This is a genomic window from Streptomyces sp. 8N114, from assembly GCF_052245835.1.
In the GTDB taxonomy this organism is placed as follows: Bacteria; Actinomycetota; Actinomycetes; order Streptomycetales; family Streptomycetaceae; genus Streptomyces.
In genome coordinates, this window is record NZ_JBQQBT010000001.1 from 911,449 (window position 1) to 934,605 (window position 23,157).

Annotated in this window: 20 protein-coding genes; 7 read left to right on the plus strand and 13 right to left on the minus strand. The window is 71.4% G+C overall.

The genetic code is table 11. The annotated features are described in order from the left end of the window. Positions 1 to 81 precede the first annotated feature (81 nt). Entirely contained in the window at positions 82 to 1,584 is a 1,503-nt protein-coding gene (locus ACTWQF_RS04125) for an aldehyde dehydrogenase family protein (RefSeq protein WP_443277111.1), read from the minus strand. 477 nt (positions 1,585 to 2,061) lie between these two features. Here ACTWQF_RS04125 and ACTWQF_RS04130 point away from each other — a divergent pair, with 477 nt between their 5' ends. After that, a complete protein-coding gene (locus ACTWQF_RS04130; protein ID WP_443277113.1) occupies positions 2,062 to 2,661 on the plus strand; it encodes a hypothetical protein in 600 nt (199 codons plus the stop codon). Between the two features lie 177 nt (positions 2,662 to 2,838). On the opposite strand, the gene ACTWQF_RS04135 is transcribed toward ACTWQF_RS04130, so the two are convergent. Next, entirely contained in the window at positions 2,839 to 3,777 is a 939-nt protein-coding gene (locus ACTWQF_RS04135) for a LysR family transcriptional regulator (RefSeq protein WP_443277115.1), read from the minus strand. A gap of 379 nt (positions 3,778 to 4,156) precedes the next feature. Here ACTWQF_RS04135 and ACTWQF_RS04140 point away from each other — a divergent pair, with 379 nt between their 5' ends. Continuing rightward, positions 4,157 to 5,563 (plus strand): MFS transporter, encoded by a 1,407-nt coding sequence (locus ACTWQF_RS04140; RefSeq protein ID WP_443277117.1) that lies wholly within the window; start codon positions 4,157 to 4,159, stop codon positions 5,561 to 5,563. Here ACTWQF_RS04140 and ACTWQF_RS04145 read toward each other — a convergent pair. Together ACTWQF_RS04145 and ACTWQF_RS04150 are read right to left on the minus strand one after the other, a co-directional pair. Next, on the minus strand, positions 5,515 to 5,979 hold the full coding sequence (locus tag ACTWQF_RS04145; protein ID WP_443277119.1) for a nuclear transport factor 2 family protein: 465 nt from the start codon (positions 5,977 to 5,979) through the stop codon (positions 5,515 to 5,517). The two genes, ACTWQF_RS04140 and ACTWQF_RS04145, sit on opposite strands and share 49 nt — an antisense overlap. Positions 5,980 to 6,377: 398 nt before the next feature. Next, entirely contained in the window at positions 6,378 to 7,421 is a 1,044-nt protein-coding gene (locus ACTWQF_RS04150) for an ArsR/SmtB family transcription factor (RefSeq protein WP_443277121.1), read from the minus strand. A gap of 590 nt (positions 7,422 to 8,011) precedes the next feature. Here ACTWQF_RS04150 and ACTWQF_RS04155 point away from each other — a divergent pair. Then, the gene (locus ACTWQF_RS04155; RefSeq protein ID WP_443277123.1) at positions 8,012 to 9,319 is read left to right on the plus strand and encodes an MFS transporter; all 1,308 of its coding nucleotides are present in this window, start codon (positions 8,012 to 8,014) and stop codon (positions 9,317 to 9,319) included. Here the strand turns inward: ACTWQF_RS04155 and ACTWQF_RS04160 are convergent. Beyond that, positions 9,210 to 9,602 (minus strand): hypothetical protein, encoded by a 393-nt coding sequence (locus ACTWQF_RS04160; protein ID WP_443277124.1) that lies wholly within the window; start codon positions 9,600 to 9,602, stop codon positions 9,210 to 9,212. The two genes, ACTWQF_RS04155 and ACTWQF_RS04160, sit on opposite strands and share 110 nt — an antisense overlap. A gap of 166 nt (positions 9,603 to 9,768) precedes the next feature. Here ACTWQF_RS04160 and ACTWQF_RS04165 point away from each other — a divergent pair, with 166 nt between their 5' ends. Further along, positions 9,769 to 10,260, plus strand: a complete 492-nt coding sequence (locus ACTWQF_RS04165) for a MarR family winged helix-turn-helix transcriptional regulator (RefSeq protein ID WP_443277126.1) — start codon at positions 9,769 to 9,771, stop codon at positions 10,258 to 10,260. 267 nt (positions 10,261 to 10,527) lie between these two features. Here ACTWQF_RS04165 and ACTWQF_RS04170 read toward each other — a convergent pair whose 3' ends face one another. From ACTWQF_RS04170 to ACTWQF_RS04190, 5 genes are all read right to left on the minus strand, one after another. After that, positions 10,528 to 11,526: a malate dehydrogenase gene (locus tag ACTWQF_RS04170; protein ID WP_443277128.1), complete on the minus strand. Its 999-nt coding sequence runs from the start codon at positions 11,524 to 11,526 to the stop codon at positions 10,528 to 10,530. Between the two features lie 112 nt (positions 11,527 to 11,638). Next, a complete protein-coding gene (locus ACTWQF_RS04175; RefSeq protein WP_443277130.1) occupies positions 11,639 to 13,042 on the minus strand; it encodes a helix-turn-helix domain-containing protein in 1,404 nt (467 codons plus the stop codon). A gap of 145 nt (positions 13,043 to 13,187) precedes the next feature. Continuing rightward, positions 13,188 to 13,403, minus strand: a complete 216-nt coding sequence (locus ACTWQF_RS04180) for a hypothetical protein (RefSeq protein WP_443277131.1) — start codon at positions 13,401 to 13,403, stop codon at positions 13,188 to 13,190. Positions 13,404 to 13,604: 201 nt separating this feature from the next. Then, positions 13,605 to 14,135, minus strand: coding sequence for a DUF3017 domain-containing protein (locus tag ACTWQF_RS04185; RefSeq protein ID WP_443277133.1), 531 nt, complete (start codon positions 14,133 to 14,135; stop codon positions 13,605 to 13,607). 23 nt (positions 14,136 to 14,158) lie between these two features. Beyond that, on the minus strand, positions 14,159 to 15,013 hold the full coding sequence (locus tag ACTWQF_RS04190; RefSeq protein ID WP_443277134.1) for a bifunctional methylenetetrahydrofolate dehydrogenase/methenyltetrahydrofolate cyclohydrolase: 855 nt from the start codon (positions 15,011 to 15,013) through the stop codon (positions 14,159 to 14,161). Between the two features lie 286 nt (positions 15,014 to 15,299). Here ACTWQF_RS04190 and ACTWQF_RS04195 point away from each other — a divergent pair, with 286 nt between their 5' ends. Both ACTWQF_RS04195 and ACTWQF_RS04200 read left to right on the plus strand, forming a co-directional pair. Continuing rightward, a complete protein-coding gene (locus tag ACTWQF_RS04195; RefSeq protein ID WP_443277136.1) occupies positions 15,300 to 16,109 on the plus strand; it encodes a hypothetical protein in 810 nt (269 codons plus the stop codon). Between the two features lie 391 nt (positions 16,110 to 16,500). Next, positions 16,501 to 16,992, plus strand: a complete 492-nt coding sequence (locus ACTWQF_RS04200) for a hypothetical protein (RefSeq protein WP_443277137.1) — start codon at positions 16,501 to 16,503, stop codon at positions 16,990 to 16,992. Between the two features lie 92 nt (positions 16,993 to 17,084). Here ACTWQF_RS04200 and purH read toward each other — a convergent pair whose 3' ends face one another. Together purH and purN are read right to left on the minus strand one after the other, a co-directional pair. Beyond that, positions 17,085 to 18,704 carry a bifunctional phosphoribosylaminoimidazolecarboxamide formyltransferase/IMP cyclohydrolase gene (gene purH, locus ACTWQF_RS04205; protein WP_443277139.1) on the minus strand — a complete coding sequence of 540 codons (1,620 nt, stop codon included), beginning with the start codon at positions 18,702 to 18,704 and terminating at the stop codon, positions 17,085 to 17,087. Continuing rightward, entirely contained in the window at positions 18,697 to 19,350 is a 654-nt protein-coding gene (purN, locus tag ACTWQF_RS04210) for a phosphoribosylglycinamide formyltransferase (protein WP_443277141.1), read from the minus strand. The genes purH and purN overlap by 8 nt, the downstream gene beginning before the upstream one ends. A gap of 719 nt (positions 19,351 to 20,069) precedes the next feature. Here purN and ACTWQF_RS04215 point away from each other — a divergent pair. Beyond that, positions 20,070 to 20,624 (plus strand): hypothetical protein, encoded by a 555-nt coding sequence (locus ACTWQF_RS04215; protein WP_443277143.1) that lies wholly within the window; start codon positions 20,070 to 20,072, stop codon positions 20,622 to 20,624. A gap of 28 nt (positions 20,625 to 20,652) precedes the next feature. Here ACTWQF_RS04215 and ACTWQF_RS04220 read toward each other — a convergent pair whose 3' ends face one another. Continuing rightward, positions 20,653 to 22,488 carry a cell division protein PerM gene (locus tag ACTWQF_RS04220; protein ID WP_443277145.1) on the minus strand — a complete coding sequence of 612 codons (1,836 nt, stop codon included), beginning with the start codon at positions 22,486 to 22,488 and terminating at the stop codon, positions 20,653 to 20,655. Positions 22,489 to 23,157: the final 669 nt, after the last annotated feature.

Consider the following 23,157-nt stretch of genomic DNA (forward strand, 5'->3'; position numbering starts at 1 on the left):
TGATACGGGTGCGCCCCGGCGGCCCGTGAGGGCGAGCCGCCGTTGCGCTCTGTTCGGGGGTGTGGGGGGGTTGCGGTGACCTCAGCCGGCGAACCAACGGACCGGGGCGGGGCGCAGGTTCTCGTACACGTGCTTGGACTCGCGGTACTCGGCCAGACCGTGGGGGCCCAGTTCCCGGCCGACGCCGGACTTGCCGAAGCCTCCCCACTCGGCCTGCGGCAGGTACGGGTGGAAGTCGTTGATCCACACCGTGCCGTGGCGCAGTCGTGCGGCAACCCTGCGCGCACGGGCGGTGTCGCCGGAGAAGACGGCGCCCGCCAGGCCGTACTCGGTGTCGTTGGCAAGCGTTACAGCTTCGTCCTCGGTGCTGAAGCCCTCTACCGTCACGATTGGGCCAAAGGTTTCCTCGCGGACCACCCGCATCGCACGGTGACAGTTGTCCAGCACCGTCGGTGAGTAGAAGTAGCCGCCCTCGGGCCGCACCTCGGACGGCTTCGGGCGCTCACCGCCGCACCGCAGCTCGGCGCCCTCCTCCAGCGCGGAGGCGACATAGGCTTCCGTCTTCTCCAGCTGCTGCCGGGAGACGAGCGGGCCGCACTCGACGCCCTCCTCGGTACCGCGGCCGAGCCTGATGCGCTGGGCGCGGGAGGCGAGCTCCGTCACGAAGCGGTCCTTGACGGACTCCTCGATGATCAGGCGGGCACCGGCGGAGCAGACCTGGCCGCTGTGGATGAACGCGGCGTTCAGGGCCTGGTCGACGGCGGTGTCGAAGCCCTCCTCGGTGGCGCAGGCGTCGGCGAAGACCACGTTGGGGTTCTTGCCGCCGAGCTCCAGCGCGACCTTCTTGACGGAGGGCGCCGCGGCCTGCGCCACCTTGGTGCCGCTGGCCAGCCCGCCGGTGAAGGAGATCAGATCCACGTCGGGGTGCTCGGACAGCCGGGCACCTACCGGGGCCCCGGCCCCGGTGACGAGGTTGGCCACCCCCGCCGGAAGCCCGGCCTCCACCAGCAGCTTCACCAGGTGCACGGTGGACAGCGGAGTGACCTCGCTGGGCTTGATCACAAAAGTGTTGCCCGCGGCCAGTGCCGGGGCAACCTTCCAGCTCGCCTGGAGAAGGGGATAGTTCCAGGGCGTGATCATGGCGCAGACACCGACCGGCTCATGCACGACGACGCTGTGCACATCCGCGCTGCCCGCGTCCACGACCCGGCCGCCGGACTCGTTCATCACCAGGTCGGCGAAGTAGCGGAACGCATTGGTGACGTCGTCCACGTCCACCCGGCCCTCTTCGAGGGTCTTGCCGGTGTCGCGGGACTCGATCAGTGCGATCTCCTCGCGGTCGCGCTGGAGGAGGTCGGCGACGCGCCGCAGCAGCGCGGCCCGCTCGGCGGTGGGGGTGTGCGGCCAGGGGCCCTCGTCGAATGCGCGGCGGGCCGCGGCGACGGCCGCGTCGGTGTCCGCTGCGTCGCCCTCGGCGACGACGGCGAGCGTGGTGGCGTCCGCGGGGTCCAGCACCTCCCGCGTACCGCCGGCTGCGGCCGTTCGCCACGCGCCGTCAATATGAATGCTCTCCAGAACGGACACCTTCGGTACTGCCTTCCGTTTCTTACTGCTTTCCCCGGGTGGAGCCCGGTGCCCCGTTGGGGGCTTTTGCCACAGCCCTGGGCAGATGGCAGTCGGGAACCCTGCCCCGATCTCCCGGTCTCATGTCCAAAAACTGATGGCAAGTGGGCTTCATCACTGGCCGAAGTGCGCCACCCCTCGGTGGAACGTACGGTAAGTAGGTCTTTGTCCGTATTCGGCAGTTCGGTGCGCCTCCGCGCAACCGCTGCCTCCCCCACGGCGGATCGGAGCCCTCCCATGCGAAAGCAGCACCGAGCCTCACTGGTCGTAGCCGTATGCGCTGCCGCGACGGCCTCCTCCGGCGGACTCCTGGCCCCGGCTCATGCCACTCCCACGGCCACCCAGCGTGACGGGCCTGATATCGGAGAGTTGTCGGGAGAGGAAATAGCGGCAAAAGCGTCCGCCGAGCTGAATTCCGCACACTCCGTGCGGGTCAGAATGAAGGCGCCCGACCTCCGGCTCGATCTCACCCTCGATGAAAAGGCGAACTGTTCCGGAAAAGTAGGGGTTCCCGGCAAAGGTTCCGTACAGCTGGTCAAGCACGGCGACACCGTCTGGATCAAGCCAAACGCCGCCTTCTGGAAGGCGAAGCTCGGCCCCGAGCAGGGCGCTGCGGCTGCCGAGAAGTTCAAGGGCCGCTACATCAAGGGCAGCGCCCATAACGACGACCTCGGCGGCAAGGGCCTGGCCACCGCCTGCGACCTGGACGCCTTCCGCGCCGCCTCCGGGGTGCGCGACACACCAGGACCGCGCTGGAAACGGGGCGACGAGGGGAGCGTGCACGGCCACCGCTCCATCCCCGTCACCCGCGCCCAGAAGAAGGCCCGCGTCACCATGCACGTCTCCACCGAGGGCAAGCCCTATCCGCTGCGCCTGGAGCGCAAGGCGGGCCGCAACCACGACGAGATCAACCTCGGCCGCTTCGACCGCCCCGTACCCCGGGCCACCCCGCCCAAGGACCGCACCATCACCGTCGACCAGCTCCGCCGCCACTTCGGGGGCTCCCAGCAGAAGGAACCGCCGTCGGAGTCGGTGTAGTCGCGGGTGGGGGGCGGGCTTGGGGGCGCCCCGAAGGGGCGCGGGGAACTGCGCGCCCAGCCAGAAAACACCCGCAGCCTGCGGACGCCGGGCAGGGGCACCCGCTGACCAGACCACGGGAGGGACGGGGCAAGGTCCGCCGAACACGACTTGTTCGCCGGCGCGCGGGCGGCGGCGTCAGACGGTGGATCGCGCGGGCCCCATCTCCCGCGCGATCTCCCGTACGCAGCGGCGCAGCCAGCAGTGCGCCGGGTCCTTCTCGTAACGGGGGTGCCACGCCTGGGCGATGGGGAGGGCCGGCAGGTCCAGCGGAATCTCGAACGTGGCCAGCCCGAGCCGCGCCACATGCCCCGCACCCAGCCGCAGCCCGGTACGGCCCACCAGATCGGTCTGCGCCACCACTAGCAGCGTGCTCGTCAGCGTCGGTACGGAGGCGACCACCCGGCGGCGCAGCCCGTGCGCGGCCAGCAACTCGTCGATCGGACCGTGCAGCCTGCCACGGCGCGAGCCCGTCACATGGTCGGCCGCCGCGAACCGCTCCAGGGTGATCTCCCCCTCCAACAACGGGTGCCCCTGGCGGACGACGCCGACGTTGGTGTCGGTGAAGAGCTGCTCGACCCGCGTCTCCGGCGCCGGCGCGCTCACCACGCCCAGCTCCAGATCGGCGCTGCCCTCCCGCAGCGCCGTGGACTCCCCAGGCCCCTCCGGGATCAGCCGCAGTGAGACGCCCGGCGCCTCCGTACGTACCCGCTCCAGCAGCCGCATCCCGATACCCGTCAGCAGCGCGTCGTCGGCGAGCAGTGTGAACGTACGCTCCAGCGTGCCCGGATCGAAGGTCCCGTCCGCGCCCGCTCCCGCGGTGAAGACGGCCTCGGCACGCTCGACGATCTCCCGCACCTCACCGGCCAGCTCCAGCGCACGGGGCGTCGGCACCATGTGCCGCCCGGCGCGCACCAGCACCGGATCGTCCAGCGCGCGCCGGATCCGGGTCAGGGTGCGGCTCATGGCGGGCGCGGACAGATGCAGCCGCTGCGCGGCACCGGTGACGCTGCCCTCGGTGAGCAGGGCGTCGAGCGCGACGAGCAGGTTGAGGTCCAACGACGAGGTGGATTGCATACGGGGCAACTTCCCCTTGCGAAGGTTGCAATTGAAGTAATCCGGGTGAGCTGCCTACCGTACTGGTGGCCGCGGGACGCCGGGGCGCCGGATGCCGGGATGCCGGACGCCGGGACAGCCGGATGCCGGGATTCCGGGACGCCCGGATGCCGGGACGCCGGGGCAGCCGGATGCCGGGACGCCCGAATGCCGGGACGCCGGATGCGGCACCGACGACGCGGAAGCGATCCGCAGACCGGGCGCGCACCCGCACCCGCACCCGCAGCCCAACTCACCTTCCCTTACACCTCCTCGGGGTACACCTATGCCTGAAAACGTCCTGCCCGCATCCCGTGTCTCTCGTTCCGCCCGAGCCCCGCGCCACGGCACGGTGCTCGGCGTGACATCGGCGTGCGTCATGCTCGCCGTCGCGCTGGTGGCCGCCGTCAACCTTGCGCTGCCCAAGCTCAGCGCCGGCAGCCTGCACCCGACCTCGGCGCAACTGCTGTGGATCGTCGACTCCTACGTCCTCGTCTTCGCCGGACTCCTCATCCCCGCGGGGGCGCTGGGCGACCGGCGCGGCCCCAAGGGCGCCCTGCTGGCCGGACTCGGCGTCTTCGCCACCGGCTGCCTGCTGGCGGCCCTCGCCCCGAACGTGGCGGTCCTCATCGCCGCCCGGGCGCTCTCCGGCGCGGGTGCGGCGCTGGTGATGCCCGCGACGCTGTCGATCGCCGTACGCTCCGCACCGCCCGAGCGCCGGGCCCACGCCGTCGCCGTCTGGACCGGCGCGACCGGGGCCGCGGGAATGCTGGGCAACCTCGGCGGCGGTCTCATACTCCAATATCTGCCCTGGCAGGGGCTGTTCTGGGCCTCTGCCCCCGCGGCGCTGCTCCTGCTGGCGCTGACCGCACGGATGACACCGCGCACCGCCGCAGCCCCTGCGGGCCCGGCCGACCCCGTGGGCACCGCGCTGCTGGTGCTCGGCTCGCTCGCGCTGCTCACAGCCCTCATCGAGGGCCCCGGCCACGGCTGGAGTTCGCCGCTGGTACTGGTCTCCTTCGCGCTGGCCGCCCTCCTGCTGAGCGCCTTCGTCGGACACGGGCTACGTGCGGCACGCCCGCTGGTGGACCCGCGGCTCTTCCGGGCCCGCCCGCTGCGGGCAGGAGTACTGGGGGTGACGGCCACCTTCTTCGGGCTCTTCGCCCTGTTCTTCGTCAACGCCCAGTACTTGCAGTACGCCAAGGGCTACTCCCCCGCCGTCGCCGGGCTCGCCATCGGGCCCCTCGCCATCGGGATGCTGGTCTTCTCCCGCCTCAGCCCCCGGCTCACGCACCGGTTCGGCCCTCGCCCGATGGTGGCCACCGGACTGGTCTGCCTCACGGCCGGGCTGGGCGCGCTCTCCCTGATCGACGCCGAGACGCCCTACCTCCCCTACGCCGCCGTCCTGCTGGTGATGGCCGTCGGCATGGGGCTGTCGATGCCGCCGCTCTCCATGGCCGTCCTCAGATCACTGCCCGCCGACCGCGCAGGCCTGGGCTCCGGACTCAACGGTGCGGCCCGGGAGTTCGGCAGCGCCCTCGGCGTCGCCGCGATGGGCACCGTGATGGCCTCCCACACCGGCGGTTTCACCGACGGAATGGCCGCCGGATTCCGCGCCGCGGCAGCCGTCCTCGCCGTACTCGGCGCGGTGACGGTGCTGTGGCTGCGCCCCGGCCCCCGGCCCAACGGCGATGAGGCCGACGCCTCCGAGCCGCGCGCTCAGTCCTCCGGGGCGCAGGCAGCCGCCACGGCCAAGCTGTCCTCGTAGAGGTGGTAGCGCGTCACCTCGCCGTTCTCCACCGTGAGCCGCATGGCGAAAGGTGAGGTGAGCTCTTTGCCCGTCGCCCGCACCCGGCCCGCGATGTTGCCGGTGAGCATCGCCTCGTTCCCCTCGACGACGAGCGCCTCCACCGCCCGCCCGCTGCCCGCCATCGGCTCCACGCCCGCAGCCAGCTCCCGGAAGTGCGCGGCCACGTCCGCCCGCGTCGAACGGGGCCGTATCCAGGGCACCGTCGGGTTCGCGGCAATCATCCAGTCGACCTCCTCCGCGAACAGCTCCGCGATCCGCTCGGCATCCCCCTTTTCCACCCGCCCCAGAAACTCCTCCACCACAGCCCGCGTGGCCGCAGAAGCGGAGGCGGGCGCAGCGCCGGAACCGCGTCCCTCAATATCCGTACCAGTCACAACCCTCTCCCCCGTCCCACCTGTCCCAGCCATTTCGGCCGTCTCACCAGCCATTCCCGAGCATCTCCCCCTGCCCGGGGCAGGTCGATTACCAGGGGGGTAATTGCCCGGGGCCCTGGGGGAGTCGGGGTCGGCCGGGCGAGGGCTGGAGTGGACAAGAGAGGGGCGGAGCCGACCGGGAGAGTCGGAACGGGCAGGACAGGGAGCGGGTACAGACGAGGCGGGACAAGCCCGGGCGGGGCAGGCCCGGACGGGGCACAGTGGTGGGGCCGTGGGCAGGTGCTGGCCATGGGCAGCATGGGCAGGTACCGGGCCGTGGGCAGGTGCCGGGCCATGGGTGGGCGGGAGGCCGTTCCCAGGCGGAGGCGCGGGTGGGGCCGCAGTTGGAATCGGTGTGCTCAGGATTGGGCCTGGAGGAGGCAGTCGCCCGCCGCGGTGCGGTAGTAGAGCACCGAGCGTCCCGCCCGTCGCCGTTGGATCAGCCGCGCGTCGCGCAGCACTCGCAGATGGCGGCCCACCGAGCCCAGCCCCTGCCCGGTCAGCGCAACGAGTTGGCTGGTGCTCTTCGGAGAGTCGAGCAGCACCAGAACCGTCGCCCGCGCATATCCGAGCAGAGCCCCCAACGCCTCGGGAACAGGCTCCCCTTCGGCGTCGGTGAGTGCCCCGGAGCACGGATACACCACGGCATAGCGGGGCCCGGCCCGCCCGGCGGGAGATCCAGGTGTACGGGCGGGCCCATCCTGGGGGCAGTCCGGGGCCGCCTCCCAGGACACCCATCCCGTACGCGGAGTCACCGGCACGAACATCAGCCGCGCTCCCGCCAGTTCGCGCGGCGGATAGTCCCTGGCGTTGATCTGGAGTCGGCTCCCGCCGAGCCAGCGCATGCCGGGCCGCATGTCGTCGAGCGCCTCGGCCCAGCCACCCCGGCTCAACTGCGCGGTACGCGCCACCACATCGGCCTCGATGATCCGGCGCCGCCGCGGCCAGTACGGTAGCACCGTCTCCCGCCACACCCACTCCAGGGTGTCCGCCGTGCGCTGCGGCAGGTCGTCCCGGCGGAGCGGCGCGGGCAGCGGGCCCTTGCTGCCCAACGACACCAGCAGGTCGGCACGCGCCACGTGCGGCGGTGTCTCCCGCACCCGCGCGACTTCCTCCTCGAAGGTCTCCCCGGCGGGCGCACCTGGGTCAGGGTCCGGTGTCGGAGTGAGGAAGTCGGCGTTCCAGGTGGGGCCGAGCGCAGCGCGTATCAGTTTCTCCGTGACCGGGTCGGCCGCCTGGCGGGCACGGTAGGCGGGCTGATGCGCGTCGAGCCAAGCGCGCTCGCCGGGGTGTGCGGCGCTCCCCCGCTCCAGCACCTTGAGGCTCGCTATCGCCTCCGCGAGCGGCGACACCACGAACCGGCTGCCCGCCAACGTGTCGGCGTTGACCTGCCACCACCCCACGGCTCACTCCCCCGTCGATCCGTCTCCCGTCGCCGACCCGTTAGCCCACCATTGGGCCCGCCGCCGACCCGTCGGCGGACGGTCACCGGCCGGTCGCCCCGCCGCCGACCCACCGGCGACCTGTTAGCCCACCGCCGACCCGCCATTAGCCCACCGCCGACCCGCCGTTGGCCCGCCATCGACGCGCCCTTGGCCAGCCGGCGACCTGTTCCCCCACCGCTCACCTGTCCCCCTGACCCGCTGGCCTCTCACGCGCCGACGACCCGCCACCCCGTCGCGGCCTGCCGGCCCACCGGCCCGCCGTTCACCGTCAGCCCGTAGCTGACCCGTCAGCCCGCTGACCGTCACCCATGACCCGCCGCTGACTGACGCCCGGACACCGGGCGGTCCCGCAGCGAACTCGCCGTCAGCCAACGCCGTCCGCTCCCCGGCTCACCCCTGCCACGGCCCGCTATCCGCGAACGCCAACCATCAACCGCCAACCGCCAACCGCCAACCGCCAACCGCCCGGACCCGAACTTCAGCGGCGGACGTTTCGCTCTCCCGCGAAACAGTAACCGGCTGTTCCGATCCGCCCGAGACTCCCGGCCATGCGCACTTACCGCGAGCTGTTCCGGGCGCCCGAGTTCACCCCTCTCTTCCTTGCCAGCACCTTCCATGTGGCGGGGCACACGGTGAGCGGCCTGGCGCTGGGCACGCTCATCTATGCCGCCACCGGATCCCCGCTGCTGTCCTCCCTCGCCATGTTCGGTCCCTCGCTGGCGCAGCTCATCGGAGCGACGACGCTGCTGTCGGCCGCTGACCGGCTGCGGCCGCGTGCCGCGATGACCGCGCTGCCCCTGGCATTCGCGTTCGGTACCGCTGTCCAGGCCGTGCCAGGGCTGCCCGTCGCGGCGTCGTTCTCCGTACTGCTGGTCCTCGGCGTGCTGGCCTCGTTGGGGGGTGGAGTGCGCTATGGGCTCCTCAACGAGATCCTCTCCAAGGACGGCTACCTCCTCGGTCGTTCGGTGCTCAACATGTCCAACGGCGTCATGCAGATCTGCGGCTACGCACTTGGCGGTGTGCTTGTCGCTGTCCTCTCCCCGCGCGGCACGCTGCTGGCCGGTGCCGCGCTGTACTTGACGGGTGCCGGCGTTGCCCGGCTCGGACTGGGGCAGCGCCCGCCCCGCGCTACGGGCCGACCCTCCGTGGCTCAGACTTGGCGGACCAACTCCCTGCTGTGGTCGTCTCCTTCTCGTCGCTTCGTCTATCTGGGGCTGTGGGTGCCCAACGGTCTGGTGGTCGGTTGCGAGTCCCTCTTCGTGCCGTTCGCCCCACGGGAGGCCGGGCTCCTGTTCGCGTGCGCAGCGGTGGGCATGCTGGCCGGGGACACCACCGTCGGCCGCTTTGTGCCCCCTCACTGGCGGAAACGGCTGGCCGTACCGATGCTTGTGCTGCTGGCCTCCCCCTATCTCCTCTTCGTACTGCACCCTTCGCTGTCCTCTGCGGCGGGGCTGGTGGCGCTGGCTTCCATCGGTTTCGGGGCCAGCCTGCTGCTCCAAGAGCGGTTGATGGAGCTGACCCCGGAGGAGCTCAGCGGTCATGCGCTGGGGCTGCACGCGTCCGGGATGCTGGCCATGCAGGGTGTGGGCGCCGCGCTCGCGGGCGCCGTCGCGGAACGCACCTCCCCCGCCACTGCCATGACCGTGATCGCCGGGCTCTCCCTCATCGTGACTCTCAGCCTCGCCCCCGGCCTCCACCGTGGGGAGCGGCCGGGCCTCCGCTCCGAGAAGCGTCGGGGCCGCCTGCTCAGGCCAGCTCCCCGCCCACGCCCGAACGCCCCGCCGGAATCCCCACCAACCGCACCGTCACCCGTCGCCGGACGCTCTCTCCGAGCACAGCGACGACGGCATCGGTGATCGCGGATATCAGCCGGGCGGGCGCTTCCACGAGGTCCGGATGGTGGAAGAGCCCTTCTCGGGAGCGCAAGGTGACGATCGGCGACAGCTCGTCCGTCACCTTGCCGCCCACACCCCATCTCCCGCGCGGGACGCCGAAGATCTCGACGCCGACCAGCTCCCGGAACGACTCGGGATACACCGTCAGCGCCGCCTCCGTCAGCTCCTTGACGAACTGTCCGCTTACGGATGATTCCTCCCCATCCAGGGCTTCCTCGTGAATCTGCACCTCGAAGTGCGGCATGGCATCTCCCCGATCGGCAAGGTGAACAGCCGGATCGCTACTATCGCGATAGATTCACCTTTGACTGCAAAACATCTTTGGTAACAAAGCTAAGGGGAGGCCCGCCGCCATGTCAATGGACGGTCACAGAGAGAGACGGGAGAACGAGAAGGGACGCCTGGGGACAATGGAGCTGCAGGGAGTCAGGGGTCAGCAGGGGGAGCTGGCCGAGGACGACGCCATACGCGCACTCCTGCTGCTCATGCCGCGCATCGTCGGCCGGGTCAAACGCATCCCCGTACCCGAGGAACTGCAATCCCTCGCGCTGGCTCCGCGCCACCTGTCCCTGCTCTCGTACCTCCTCTTCGACGGCCCGATGACCGTCAACGATCTGGCCACCCGGCTGGAGGTCGCTCCCACCACGGTCAGCCTGCTGGTGGGCGAGCTGAGCCGGAAGGGCGTGCTGGAGCGGCAGGAGGACGAGAACGACCGGCGCCGCCGCATCGTGAGCATCACCGAGGCCCACCGCCCCACCATCTCGCGCTGGCTGGCCCGCGGCGCCGGCGCCTGGCGCCAGGTGCTGACCGAGCTCTCCCCCGCCGAGCGCGCCCTGATCGTCGCCACCCTGCGCGCATACGAGGACGCGATGGCCGAGGAGGACGGCGGCGACGAGGACTGACGCACCCGGCGCCGGCTCCCTGCCGGCCCAGGCCGACCCCGACCGACCCACGCCGGCCCACGCCGGAGCCGCTCCCGGAGCACCCCGAGCATCCGGAGCACCACGCACCACCGGCATCAGCGCCGGCACCGGCACCGGCACCGGCACCGGCACCGGCACCGGCACCGGCAAACCGAAACACAGCATGCACCCGGAAAGCCCGAGGGCCCGTACGGATCACCGGATCCGTACGGGCCCTCGGGGCGGTGTGGCTGTGGGGCGGCCGGCTCAGACCAGGCCGAGACCGCGGACCGCTTCGCGCTCGTCGGTCAACTCCTTGACGGAGGCGTCGATGCGGGTGCGGGAGAACTCGTTGATCTCCAGGCCCTGAACGATCTCGTACTTGCCGTCCTTCGTGGTCACCGGGAAGGAGGAGATGATGCCCTCCGGCACGCCGTAGGACCCGTCCGAGGGAATTCCCATGGAGGTCCAGTCGCCCTCGGGGGTGCCGTTGACCCAGGTGTGCACGTGGTCGATGGCGGCGTTCGCTGCGGAGGCGGCCGAGGAGGCGCCGCGCGCCTCGATGATGGCTGCACCGCGCTTGGCGACGGTCGGGATGAAGTCGTCGGCCAGCCACTTCTCGTCGCCGACGAGCTGCGCGGCGTTCTTGCCGGCGATCTCCGCGTGGAAGATGTCCGGGTACTGCGTGGCGGAGTGGTTACCCCAGATCGTCAGCTTCTTGATGTCGGCGACGGAGGAGCCGGTCTTCTTCGCGAGCTGGCTGAGCGCGCGGTTGTGGTCGAGGCGGGTCATGGCGGTGAACCGCTCGGCCGGTACGTCCGGCGCCGCCGACTGGGCGATCAGGGCGTTGGTGTTGGCCGGGTTGCCGACGACGAGGACCTTGATGTCGTCCGCCGCGTGGTCGTTGATGGCCTTGCCCTGCGGCTTGAAGATGCCCCCGTTGGCCTCCAGCAGGTCGCCGCGCTCCATGCCCTTGGTGCGGGGCCGGGCGCCGACGAGCAGTGCCACGTTGGCGCCGTCGAAGGCGACGTTCGGGTCGTCGGTGATGTCGATGCCCTGGAGCAGCGGGAAGGCACAGTCGTCCAGCTCCATGGCGGTGCCCTCGGCGGCCTTCAGCGCCGGGGTGATCTCCAGCAGGCGGAGCCTGACCGGTACGTCGGCGCCCAGCAGCTGGCCGGAGGCGATACGGAACAGCAGCGCGTAGCCGATCTGGCCTGCGGCGCCGGTGACGGTGACGTTGACGGGGCTGACGGGAGTGCGGGTCATGGCGTTCTCCGTAGTACCTGACGTGGCTGGCGGGTGGCCGGAAGTCTCTCTACGTCAAGAGACCCATCGGTCAGGCTATCCGACCCCGTGCCCGCCCTACCCCCGGGTCCGCTCACCGCGCCTTCTTCCCCGGAACGGTGCAGCCCTTGCCGCCCGCCGCCAGCGTCGCGCAGGCGCGCGCCTCGTTCTGCGTGCCTACGGAGACCATTGCGGTGTAGGCGTCGTTCGTCGTCCGCACCTTGTCGCTCTCCGCCTGGCCGCCCGGTCCGGTGATGCGCAGCGCGTCGTCCGTTCTGGCCCTGGTGATCCGGGCCCAGGACGCCTTGCAGACCTTGCTGTAGCGCACCTCGACGAAGCTGGTGCCGACCCACGCGGAGCTGCTGGTGCCCGCGTGCTTGCCGCCGCAGCCCATGTCCTCCGGGTCCTTGCCCGAACAGTCCTTGCCCGAACACTTCACCCCGGCGGGGAGCTTCGGTGAGCTCTTCCGGCTGGGGCTGGGCTCCGGTCCGGCGGAGTCGTCGTTGCCGCCACCGAGGTCGAAGAAGAGCACAGCGCCTGCTGCGACGACCAGAACGGCCACGAGGGACGCCAGCAGCACGGTGACCTTGCGACGGCCGCCTGAAGCCTTCGCCGTACGGTCGCTGTCGGAACCTGCGGGGGCCGGCGGTACGGGGACGCCATGCGGGGTTGCGCCGGTGCCCGGAGCAGCCGGGGTCTGCCCGGGGGCGCCCGGTGCACTTGCCACGCCCTGGCCGGCTGCTGTGCCGGGGTTGCCGGAGGTGGCGGTGCTGTCCGTGGTGGCACGGGCGGACGCTCCCCAGTCGGTGGAATCGGACTGGTGGCGTCGTTCGCGCAGGCTCGCACTGTTGCCCGCCGCACGGGAGGCGTCCTTGCTCCCCGCGCGGGAGGTGTCGTTGCCCGCCGCACGGATGGCGTCCTTGCGCAGAATGGCCGTCCCCACGTCCCCGTTCTCCGGGGCGTCTTGGTGCGGTGTGCCGCTCTGTGGGGGCACGCCACCGTCGGGCATGCGGGCATCGGGCACACGGGCATCGGGTGCGCCGGGCTCGGGTACGCCATCAACGGGCGCGCCGCCGACGGGCGTGCCCCCATCGGGTGCGGCACCATCCGGCGCGCTCTTGCTCTTGCGCCGTCTGCGCCCCTTCTCGCGAGCCTCCCCGGACTCGTTCAGCGCGGCCCGCGCCTGGGCGATCTGAATGGCCTCCAGAGTGGTGTCGTGCCGCATCTCGCTACGGCTCCACGCCCGTTCGGCCAGCTCCCACATCGTGCCGAGGTGGCGCACATCGGTACCGGTCACCTCGGCGAGCGCCTGGGTCGCACCGCGCGGTGGCAACAGGCGGCCGTTCAGATAGCGCTCCCAGGACGACTTGCTGTATCCGGTCCGGTCGGCGATGGTGGCGACGCTCAGCCCGCTGCGGTCGACGAGCCGCCGTAGCTGGCTCGCGAACTCCCGGATCTGCGGGTCCAGATCCTCCGGTAGCGACCTCCAACGAGGCATTGCCTCCCCCTTGTCCGCGAGTGCGCTCTCAGTTTTTTCCTTCCCCCGTGTCGCGCCACGGCCCCGGGTGCTCGTCCGCGCAAACGCCCCCTAGTGTGCCAGCCCGTCCGGACGCCAACCGTTACGTCCCCCATGTAACCGCCCGTCACATCGCAGCCATGCGGCCCGTCGCGTCGCCCGAGCCCGCAACGCAGCCCATCCGCACCGGCTCCTCGCTCGTGCAGCGCGCCCCATGGCAGCCGACGACATCGGGCCCCGTCGGCGCGGGGGCGACCGTGGGCCACAGCAGCAGCGTCAGCGCGCATGTCCCGGCGGACACGGCAGCCGCCGGCACCCCGAGCAGCGACGAGCGCAGCCCCACGCGGCGGGTGGGTGGTTCTGCGTCGGTGCCTGTGCTGCTGCTGGTGTACGGGCCGTACCGGGCGTGCCGGTACGGCCGGCCCGCCCCGGGAAGGGCGGGCCGCCGTCACTTTTCGCAGCACTGTCGCAACGGCGCAGCAGTAGAACGTCAGCGGCGCCGCAACGGCGCGACAGTGGAGCTCAGCGCATGCAAATGCGCAGGTCAGCGCACGGTGAAGTGCACAATGGTGTCCAGGAGCGGCACCGAGATCCACGGCCTGGGCTGCGCCATCATGGCCAACAGCACGATGGCGAGGCCGAGTACGCCATAGGTGATCATGTCGGTGAAGCGCGAGCGCACCGCCAGCATGCCGACCGAGGGCTTCCACCAGCGCAGCACGGCGCCGCCCAGCAGCGACAGGCCCACGATGATGGTGCCGGCCCGGAACTCGACGACCGTCACCAGCAGGCCCAGCAGCACTCCGGCGCACACGGCCAGCAGCGGCCACTGCCGGTACGGGGCCGGACGGTGCCCTCCTATGGCGCGTCCGCCGCCCTCGGGCCGCGCGGTGTCCCGGGTGAGAACCGGGAAGCGCCGCGACGCCTTGCGCGGTGGGGGTGTCTCCTGGGCCGCTTCCTGCGCAGCCGTCGCGGAGTCCCCATTCACGTCGCCACCTCCGTCTCCGTCACCGCCCTTGGCACCGTTCCGGTTGCCGGCGCCGCTGTCCGGGACGGTCCGGTCACCCTCGTCCATGACGGCAGTCCCCCTGACCGCGCTCAGTGGGCCGCCGCCTCGGCTGCCTCCACCACGTTCACCAGCAACTGCGCCCGGGTCATCGGCCCGACGCCGCCCGGGTTGGGCGAGATCCAGCCCGCGACCTCCGCCACGCCCGGGTGCACATCGCCCACGATCTTGCCGGTCTCGTCCCGGCTGACGCCCACGTCCAGCACTGCGGCGCCCGGACGTACGTCCTCCGGCTTGATCAGGTGCGGCACCCCGGCAGCCGCGACGACGATGTCCGCCTGCCGCAGCACCCCCGGCAGATCACGCGTGCCGGTGTGGCACTGCGTGACCGTCGCGTTCTCACTGCGCCGGGTCAGCAGCAGCGGCAGCGGACGGCCCGCGGTCACGCCGCGTCCGACCACCGCCACATGTGCGCCGTTCAGTTCGACGCCGTAGCGGCGCAGCAGTACGACCATGCCCTGCGGGGTGCACGGCAGCGGTGCGGGCTTGTTGAGGACCAGGCGGCCCAGGTTGGTCGGGTGGAGCCCGTCGGCGTCCTTGGCCGGGTCCATCAGCTCCAGCACCCGGTTGACGTCGATGCCCTTCGGGAGCGGCAGCTGGACGATGTAGCCGGTGCAGGCCGGGTCCTCGTTCAGCTCGCGGACGACCGCCTCGATCTCCTCCTGCGTCGCCGTGGCGGGCAGCTCCCGCTGGATGGAGTTGATACCGATCTGCTGGCTGTCGCGGTGCTTGCCGGCGACGTACTTCTGGGAGCCGACGTCCTCGCCGACGAGCAGTGTGCCCAGGCCGGGCGTGATGCCCTTCGCCTTGAGCGCCTCGACTCGCGCGGTGAGGTCGGACTTGATCGCGGCGGCGGTGGCCTTGCCATCGAGAATCTGGGCGGTCATACGCCCATCCTCGCGGATCGGGGCCCTTGCTCTCCACTCAGGTCCGTTCAGGTCCGCCCAGCCGGCCCTCGTTGCTGCGGGGCGCTGCCGCGCGGCACTGCCCCGGGCGCTGCCGCGCGGTGTGCGGCACGGTGCTGCTGTGCGATCCGCCCAGCCTGCTGTGCGAGCCCGTGTCACCCGCGTGGCGTCGCCTTGGCAACGGGACGGCAAAGGTCGGTTCATGTGCCTCTCTGCTACCCCTACGCTCCGTTGTGCACAGGGACGGAGAGTCAGTACCGTGCCGGGCGTGTTCAGCGTGATCATCGTCCCGGACGGGTGCCGGGGACCCGAGGAGCAGTACCGGCTGGAGCCGGGCCACACGCTGCGCTTCGGCCGCACGGCACCGGCAGGCAACGGCCTGACCATCTCCCACCCCGCCGTCGCATGTGCGGCCGGGGAGATCACGGCGACCGGTGCCTTCTGGATACTGACCAACTTCAGCAGCGACCAGACCTACATCGTCGAGAATCCCGAGGGCGCGGGAGAGCACATCAGGGTCGCGCCCGGGCGGGCCGACGCGCCGGTCCCCTTCGAGTTCGCACGCGTACGCCTGTGCGCCGGTGAGTCCAGACCCGGCTGCGGCTTCGACGTACTGGCGCCGCGCCATGACTACCTCGCGCCGAGCGGCTCGCCGGCCGGTGGGGCACTCGTCGACGGGTCCGGTGCGGACGGGGCCGCCGTCGAGGGAACGCTCGCCGACGGGGCGCGCGGGGCGGAGGACTGGAGCTTCGACCCGTTCCCGCGGCCCTACCCCCTCGACCACACCTGTCACTACTTCCTCGTCCTGACAGCGCTGTGCGAGGCGAGTCTGCGCACCGGCGACGCGGCGGCGGCCCCCGTCCCGGGCGTCGCGGAGCTGACGGAGAGGCTCCACCCCGTATGGCCCGACGCCACTCCGGCTGCCGTCGCCTGGAACATCGACTATTTGCGGGTGAAGCTGCGGCTGCGCACACCGGACGATCGGGACAAGGTGCGGGAAGCCCTGGTGCGGTTCGCGCTCCGGTTCGACCTCGTGCAGGAGGAGCATCTCGCCGTGCTGGAGGGCCAGTTGGTGTGAGGGGGTGCGCAACAGCTGGGCCGGAACGGGAGCGCAGGAGGCGCTGACCTGGCATTGCGAGTTCGCCACAGCCGGGAAACTTGGCTGGACAGGCCGACAGTCGGACCATCACCATTGGTGAACGGCGTCGGGCAGTGCAGGAGGGCCGACGGTGCGGCGCCGTACCGGGGGAAGCGACATTGCTGAGGGCAGGCCGTGATTCTCCGGAGTCACTCGGCCCCCGTCCGCTCCTCAACACCGTCGGAGGAAACAGCCCGTGAGCTACCCCCCGCCCCCCGGGCAGAACCCGAACAACCCTTACTCCACACCCCAGCACGGCGCTCCCGGGGCCCCTTACGGCTATCCGCAGCAGGGCGCAGGACAGCCCGGCTACGGCGGCTACCCGGGCGGGATGCCGGCCTATCCGGCGGGGCCGATGCAGCCGGTGGTGAAGATGCCGGGCCAGGTCATCACCGCGCGTGTGTTCCTGTTCTTCGCCGGGGCGCTGTGGACGATCACCGCATTCCTGACATTGCTAGCCCTCTCGGCGGGCGGCGCTGTGGCCCTGCCCGGTGGGCTGGGTCCCGGGGCGGGTTCCGCGCTGGGCATCATGCTGTTGCTCTTCCTGCTGTACGCAGGCATGGCAGCCCTGCACATAGTGCCTGCGTGCCTGTTCGGCAAGGGCCGTTCCAATACGCGCATCACCGCCGTCATCGCCGGCTCGCTGAACAGCCTGGTGCCCATCATCGGCTTCATCGCCTTCCTGTCCGCCGACACCTCCGACAGCGCCGCGGCCGCCGGGGCTGCCTTCTTCTACCTCCTGTACCTGGCGATCACCGCGCTGACCATCGTCTTCTGCTCGGCGAGCGCGGCCAGTCAGTGGTTCAACCGGCCGCAGCATTGACCGACAGCCCGGGCGTGAACAGAGCAGGAAACGGGCCCCTCACGGTTCATGTGAGGGGCCCGTTCCTGTGCCGTACCGGCGTGGCGCAGCGCTCAGTGGAAGAAGTGCCGTGTCCCCGTGAGGTACATCGTCACGCCCGCCTTGGTGGCGGCCTCGACGGTCAGCTCGTCGCGGACCGAGCCGCCCGGCTGGACGACGGCGCGCACGCCCGCCTCGGCCAGTACCTCCAGGCCGTCGGGGAAGGGGAAGAACGCGTCGGACGCCGCGTACGACCCGCGCGCCCGCTCCGCACCGGCGCGCTGGACCGCGAGACGGGCCGAGTCGACGCGGTTGACCTGGCCCATGCCGACGCCCACGGTCGCACGGTCCTTGCCGAGCAGGATCGCGTTGGACTTCACCGCGCGGCAGGCCCGCCAGGCGAAGGCCAGTTCGGCCAGCTCGTCGGCGGAGAGCGGCTCCCCGGCGGCCAGGGTCCAGTTCGCCGGATCGTCGCCTGCCGCCTGGAAGGCGTCCTTGACCTGGGCGAGACCGCCGCCGTCGATGGGACGGAACTCGGCTGGCGTGGTCGGCGCCTCGGGGCAGCGCAGCACGCGGATGTTCTTCTTGCGGGAGAGGGCCTCCAGCGCCCCGTCCTCGTACTCGGGAGCGACGATGACCTCGGTGAAGATCTCCGCGACCTGCTCGGCCATCGCCAGGGACACCGGCCGGTTCACGGCGATCACGCCGCCGTACGCGGACTGCGGGTCACAGGCGTGTGCCTTCCGGTGTGCCTCGGCGACGTCCGCGCCGACCGCGACACCGCAGGGGTTGGTGTGCTTGATCACGGCGACGCACGGCTCGATGTGGTCGTAGGCGGCACGGCGCGCGGCATCGGTGTCGACGTAGTTGTTGTACGACATCTCCTTGCCGTGCAGCTGCTCGGCCTCGGCCAGACCACCGCAGCCTCCCGTGTAGAGGGCTGCGGGCTGGTGCGGGTTCTCGCCGTACCGCAGCACGCTCTTGCGCTCGTAGGTGACGCCGAGGAAGGAGGCGAACTGGGACGAGGCGGCCTCTTCCTTGGCCTCGGCCTCGGCCTCGGCAGCCCCGGCCCCGCCGGCGTTCTCCGCGTACGTGGCGAACCAGCCGGCCACTGCCACGTCGTACGAGGCCGTGTGCTGGAACGCCTCGCCTGCCAGCCGCTTGCGCGCCGCCAGGTCGAAACCGCCCTCCTCGACCGCCTTGAGAACCTCGCCGTAGCGGTCCGGGTTGACGACAACCGCCACGGACGGGTGGTTCTTGGCGGCAGCACGCACCATCGAGGGGCCGCCGATGTCGATCTGCTCCACGCACTCGTCGTCGGAGGCACCGGAGTCGACGGTCTCCGCGAACGGGTAGAGATTGACGACGACCAGCTCGAACGGCTCGACGCCGAGCTCACCCAGTTGTTCGCGGTGCGCCTCCAGTCGCTGGTCGGCGAGGATGCCCGCGTGCACGCGCGGGTGCAGCGTCTTGACCCGCCCGTCCAGGCACTCGGGGAAGCCGGTCAGCTCTTCGACGGGGGTGACCGGAACCCCGGCGTCCGCGATCCGCTTCGCCGTCGAACCGGTCGAGACGAGCTGCACCCCGGCGGCGTGCAGCCCCCGCGCCAGTTCCTTGAGCCCTGTCTTGTCGAACACACTGACCAGCGCGCGGCGGATCGGCCGCTTGGCGCCCAGCGCAGCACTCTCACTCATGACCCAGTCGTACCCTTCTCATGTTCGGCCCTTCGAGGGCGTAGCCGTGGCGGGCGATGCGCACCACGACCTCGACGAGCAGCAGTCGCTCGACTTCCTTGATCCGCTCATGCAGAGCGGACTCGTCGTCCTCGTCCAGGACCTCGACGGCGCGCTGTGCGATGACGGGTCCGGTGTCGACGCCGTCGTCGACGAAGTGGACGGTGCACCCGGTCACCTTCGCGCCGTACGCGAGCGCGTCACGTACGCCGTGGGCGCCGGGAAAACTGGGGAGCAGTGCGGGGTGGGTGTTGAGGAACCGCCCGCCGAAACGCGCCAGGAAGCGACTGCCGACCACCTTCATGAAACCCGCGGAGACCACCAGATCCGGCGCATATGCCGCGGCGGCCTCGGCGAGCGCGGCATCCCACTCCTCGCGGCTGTCGTAGTCCTTGACCCGGCACACGAACGTCGGGATCCCGGCCCGCTCGGCACGTGCCAGCCCCTCGATGCCGCTCCGGTCGGCCCCGACGGCGGTGATCTCGTACGGGGTGTCGACGGCGGGGTCGGCCGCGGCGTCGATCAGCGCCTGCAGGTTCGTACCGGAACCGGACACCAGGACGACGAGACGCACGGGGGCGACGGGACGGAAGGACTGCGCGTCCACGACGGGGCTCTCTCTCGCAGGGAGACGGAAGTGTGTGGTCGTACAAGTACGTGGACCCGATGATTCCGGGGAACTCTACGAAGCGTCCGACCGTCGGCAACGATACCGGCACTCGGAACGGCCCCCACGGGACGGGGGCGCATGCGGAAGGTAGCGTCAGGGACACGGTCTCCTTGGGTTCCCGCGGGGGCTCGGGGGCCGTAGGGCCGTGGAAGCGACGCGGAAGCGACGAGGAAGACACACACCAGATGACCGACCGACGCCGCCGTGCGGCCGCATCCGACAGCACCTCCCGCGAGGACAACCCCTTCGCGCCACCGCCGGAGGGGCAGCCGGACCAGCCGTGGGAGCCGCGGATGCCCGGGGCATCGGGATCGTCCGGTCCGTCCGGATCCTCCGGCCCAGGAGCCCGGGGCGGAGCCGACGGGGACGGCGACGGTTCGGGAAGCGGGAGCGGGAGCGGCAACGGGTCGGGCGAGGGGGAAGGCGCTGATTCCGGTTCCTCGGACGGAGAGCAGCAGCCGTCGGCCTGGGGCAGCCAGTGGAGCAGCCGGCAACCGGGGCGGCAGGGCGGCGGATTCGGTGGCGGACCGGGAGACGCCGGCGGCGGCAACGGAGGTGGCGGTCCAGGTGGCGGAGGCCAGCGGCCCGGTGGTCCGGGTGGCCCCGGCGGTCCGGGTGGAATGGGCGGTCCGGCCGGTCCCGGTGGCACCCGTGGCATGCGTTGGGACCCCACCGACCCTCTCCAACGGCACGCCCGCTACTCGCTCCACGCCGGTATCTGGGGCCTTTTCTTCGCCCTGTTGAGCGTGCCGCAGGTCGCCCTGCTGCTGGGGGCGCTCTCGATGTACTGGGGCATCAGCGCGCTGCGCGGCAAGTTGCCCAAGTCCGCGAGGGAGAAGCCGGGCAAAGGCGGCAAACGCGGACGCCGTGGAGTGGGCGCGACCGCAGAGGACGTGGCGGGTACGTCCCGCAGCACGGAGCCGGACGAGGCGGGTGCCGGTGCGGGCGGTGCCGGTGGCGGCGCGGGTGGTCGGCCGCCGATCCCCATCGCCGTGACCCCGGCGCAGGCGGACAAGGCCAAGCGGACAGCGGCGGTAAGCGGCCTGGTCACCGCGAGCCTGACGCTGGCGATCGTGGCCGCGACGTTCGCCTTCCAATTCGTGTACAGCGACTTCTTCGCCTGCCAGAACGACGCGCTCACCCAGTCCTCCCGCGACGAGTGCAAGCGGCACCTGCCCGAGGAACTGCGGCCGTTCCTGGAGGACCGCTGACCTCCGCTCGCTTCTCGCTGTTGCACAGCTAGGTGCTGGCACCGGAGGGGTCGGGCTCCGGCTCGGAATCGGGTACGGATCCGGGGGCGGGGCCGGATCCGGGGAGGGGCCCGGGGACGGGGTCGGCCCCGGGAAAAGGTCCGGCCCCGGGGATAGGTCCGGCCCCGGGAACAGATCCCGCTCCGGGAACGGGTCCAGATTCAGGGGCAGGTCCGGAGCCGGGGGCAGGTTCGGAACCAGGGGCAGGTCCGGAGTCCGGGGCGGGGGCGGCTTCCGGTCCACGTACGGGTCGGGGTCCGGGTGCGGGTGCGGGGTCCCGCAAGTCCGGCTCGGATCGTTCGAAGTACTCGCAGTGCGCGTGCTCTCTCGGGTCGCCGGGTTCGAAGTCGGGCATCAGCCCCCCGGAGGCGGCCTTCATCGCGGACCAGCGCTCGCGGCGGGCCTCGTCCGTGTGCCAGGCGGCGTCCGGACCGTGTCCCCGGGCAGCAAGCGCCGCCGTCTCAGCCGCCTGTTGCGCGGCGGCTGCCGCCCGGCGCGCGCTGTACCGCGTCCACCACCGCACCCACAGCCCGGTCGGCAGGCCGACGACGATCACCCAGCCGCACGCCGCACCACCTGTCTGCCACCAGTAAGGGCCCAGATGCGCGAGGGCTCGGTTGCCGAGCGGGCCGCTCGCGCATGCCGCCAGCAGCGCCAGGACGGTGCCGGACAGGACCGCGGCAAGGGGCACGGCCACGACGACGGCCCGCCAGCCGGTGGTCTCACGGGGAGCCCTTCGCGGCGCGGTGCCGACCGCCACATGGGAGCGGCCGACCCACCAGCCGCACATCAGACCGCCCAGCAGCGGGACGGCGCCCGCCAGACACCACTCCACAAAGCTGCCTGTCCCCTCTTCCGGAACGGCGGACAACAGCGGGAACGGTGGCAACTCGGGCGGCCCTGTCGTCGCGATCGGGCCGGCGACACTGTCGGCACCCAGCGTGAAGCCGGGCCCCAGGCCGTACGACGTCGCCCACAGCACCCCGTTGGGCAGCAGCGCGACTGTGAGCAACAGCACTGCGAACTGTCCGGAGAGGTCGTCGGTGAGCTGCGAAAAGGCACCGAAAACGGACTGTACGTTCCAGACGAGGGCGCCCCCGAGCAGCGCCGCGCCTCCGGCGCACACCACCACTGTGGCCGCGCAACCGGCCTGTACGGCGACCACCGCACGCTCCCCGGTGATGTGCCGCAGGAGTCGCTGCATCCGCACCCGGAGGGCTTCCGGCAGCCGGCGGGAGAGCGCCTGCCAGGCCGTCGCGACAGAGGGGCCCTGCGCGAAGTAGGCCGTGCACAGGCCGGTCACCACGACGACGAACAGGGGCAGCCGGCAGACGGTGCTGACGGGTTCCGCCTCGATCGGACTGCCGGACACGTAGGCGACCGCGGCGGCGGTGACGAGGAGATAGCCCCCCGAGACCCAGCCCGCGACGGCGAGCGCCCCGTACTCGTCGCCGCCGTCACCGGCCGATAGCCGTGCGTCCAGCCCCTCACGCGTGGCACGCCACAGCAGCCACGCGGGTACCGCCGTCAGCAGCAACGGCGTCACCCCCACGGGTACGGGCAGGCCGGACAGCGTTTCGTGCCGTACGAGATGCGCCCCGTGCGCCAGCAACCACAGGTCGGCCGCCGTACGCAGGGCTCCGTCGGCCCCGCTGTCGGGGAACGGCGAGACGGTCCATAGCAGCAGGACGACGACGGCGAACGCGCCGAGCCCGAGCCCGGCGGCCACGGCGCCGCCCAGCAACCAGCCGCTGGTGAGGGGCAGGGGGCGGGGGTGGCCACGGCCCGAGGACAACGAGGGACCGCGGTGCGTCACTTGGCTCACAGCGCCATGCTGCCAAGAACACCCGTTTTGCCCTAGTAGCAGGCATTTTGTCGCTGTGTCGCACAAGCTATGGGTTATGCATCCTTCTTCCGCCTCTGCCGATGCGGCCGCGAATACGGCGAAGCGCCGCTCCCCAGGAGCACCTGACGCTCCCCCCACCGAGGCGGCCTCCGCTGCTGCCGCCGCCCCTGCGGCGAAGGCACCGGCAGAGAGCGCGACAGGGAAGAAGAGCGCGAAGAAGGGAGCGCGGGGGAAGAAGGGAAAGCCGTCACCGCACGGGAGGCAGGGGAGACAAGGGACGCAGGGAAAGAAGGGGGCATCGGGGGCGCAGGGGAAGCAAAGGAAGCAGGGGAAACGCTCCGCCGCGAACCGGGCGAAGGACCACACCGATTCACCGCCCTCTCACCCGCCGAAGAAGCAGGCCGCCACCGCGGCGAAGCAGTCGTCTCACGAGGCGGCCACGCCAGCCCTGGCGGAACCGACGGAGCCGGTGGAGCGGGTGGAGCAGGGCACCCTCGAAGAGCCCGGGCCGACCGGGAAAGCTGGGGCGACCGGGGAGCTGGGGCCGAGAGAGGCACCGGAGGCGTCAGAGGCACCGAAGTCACCAGAGGTACAACCGGGCCAAGCGGTTCCAGCGGACTCCGAGGCGTCAGAGGCACCGGACACACC

Coding starts and splice junctions, on each gene's coding strand:
- ACTWQF_RS04135 (WP_443277115.1), bottom strand. CDS start 3,777: ATGCAATCCACCTCGTCGTTGGACCTCAACCTGCTCGTCGCGCTCGAC.
- purH (WP_443277139.1), bottom strand. CDS start 18,704: ATGAGTGAGAGTGCTGCGCTGGGCGCCAAGCGGCCGATCCGCCGCGCG.
- ACTWQF_RS04160 (WP_443277124.1), bottom strand. CDS start 9,602: ATGCCGCACTTCGAGGTGCAGATTCACGAGGAAGCCCTGGATGGGGAG.
- ACTWQF_RS04215 (WP_443277143.1), top strand. CDS start 20,070: ATGCGTTGGGACCCCACCGACCCTCTCCAACGGCACGCCCGCTACTCG.
- ACTWQF_RS04165 (WP_443277126.1), top strand. CDS start 9,769: ATGGAGCTGCAGGGAGTCAGGGGTCAGCAGGGGGAGCTGGCCGAGGAC.
- ACTWQF_RS04130 (WP_443277113.1), top strand. CDS start 2,062: ATGAAGGCGCCCGACCTCCGGCTCGATCTCACCCTCGATGAAAAGGCG.
- ACTWQF_RS04190 (WP_443277134.1), bottom strand. CDS start 15,013: ATGACCGCCCAGATTCTCGATGGCAAGGCCACCGCCGCCGCGATCAAG.
- ACTWQF_RS04155 (WP_443277123.1), top strand. CDS start 8,012: ATGCGCACTTACCGCGAGCTGTTCCGGGCGCCCGAGTTCACCCCTCTC.
- ACTWQF_RS04185 (WP_443277133.1), bottom strand. CDS start 14,135: ATGGACGAGGGTGACCGGACCGTCCCGGACAGCGGCGCCGGCAACCGG.
- ACTWQF_RS04200 (WP_443277137.1), top strand. CDS start 16,501: ATGCCGGCCTATCCGGCGGGGCCGATGCAGCCGGTGGTGAAGATGCCG.
- ACTWQF_RS04170 (WP_443277128.1), bottom strand. CDS start 11,526: ATGACCCGCACTCCCGTCAGCCCCGTCAACGTCACCGTCACCGGCGCC.
- ACTWQF_RS04175 (WP_443277130.1), bottom strand. CDS start 13,042: ATGCCTCGTTGGAGGTCGCTACCGGAGGATCTGGACCCGCAGATCCGG.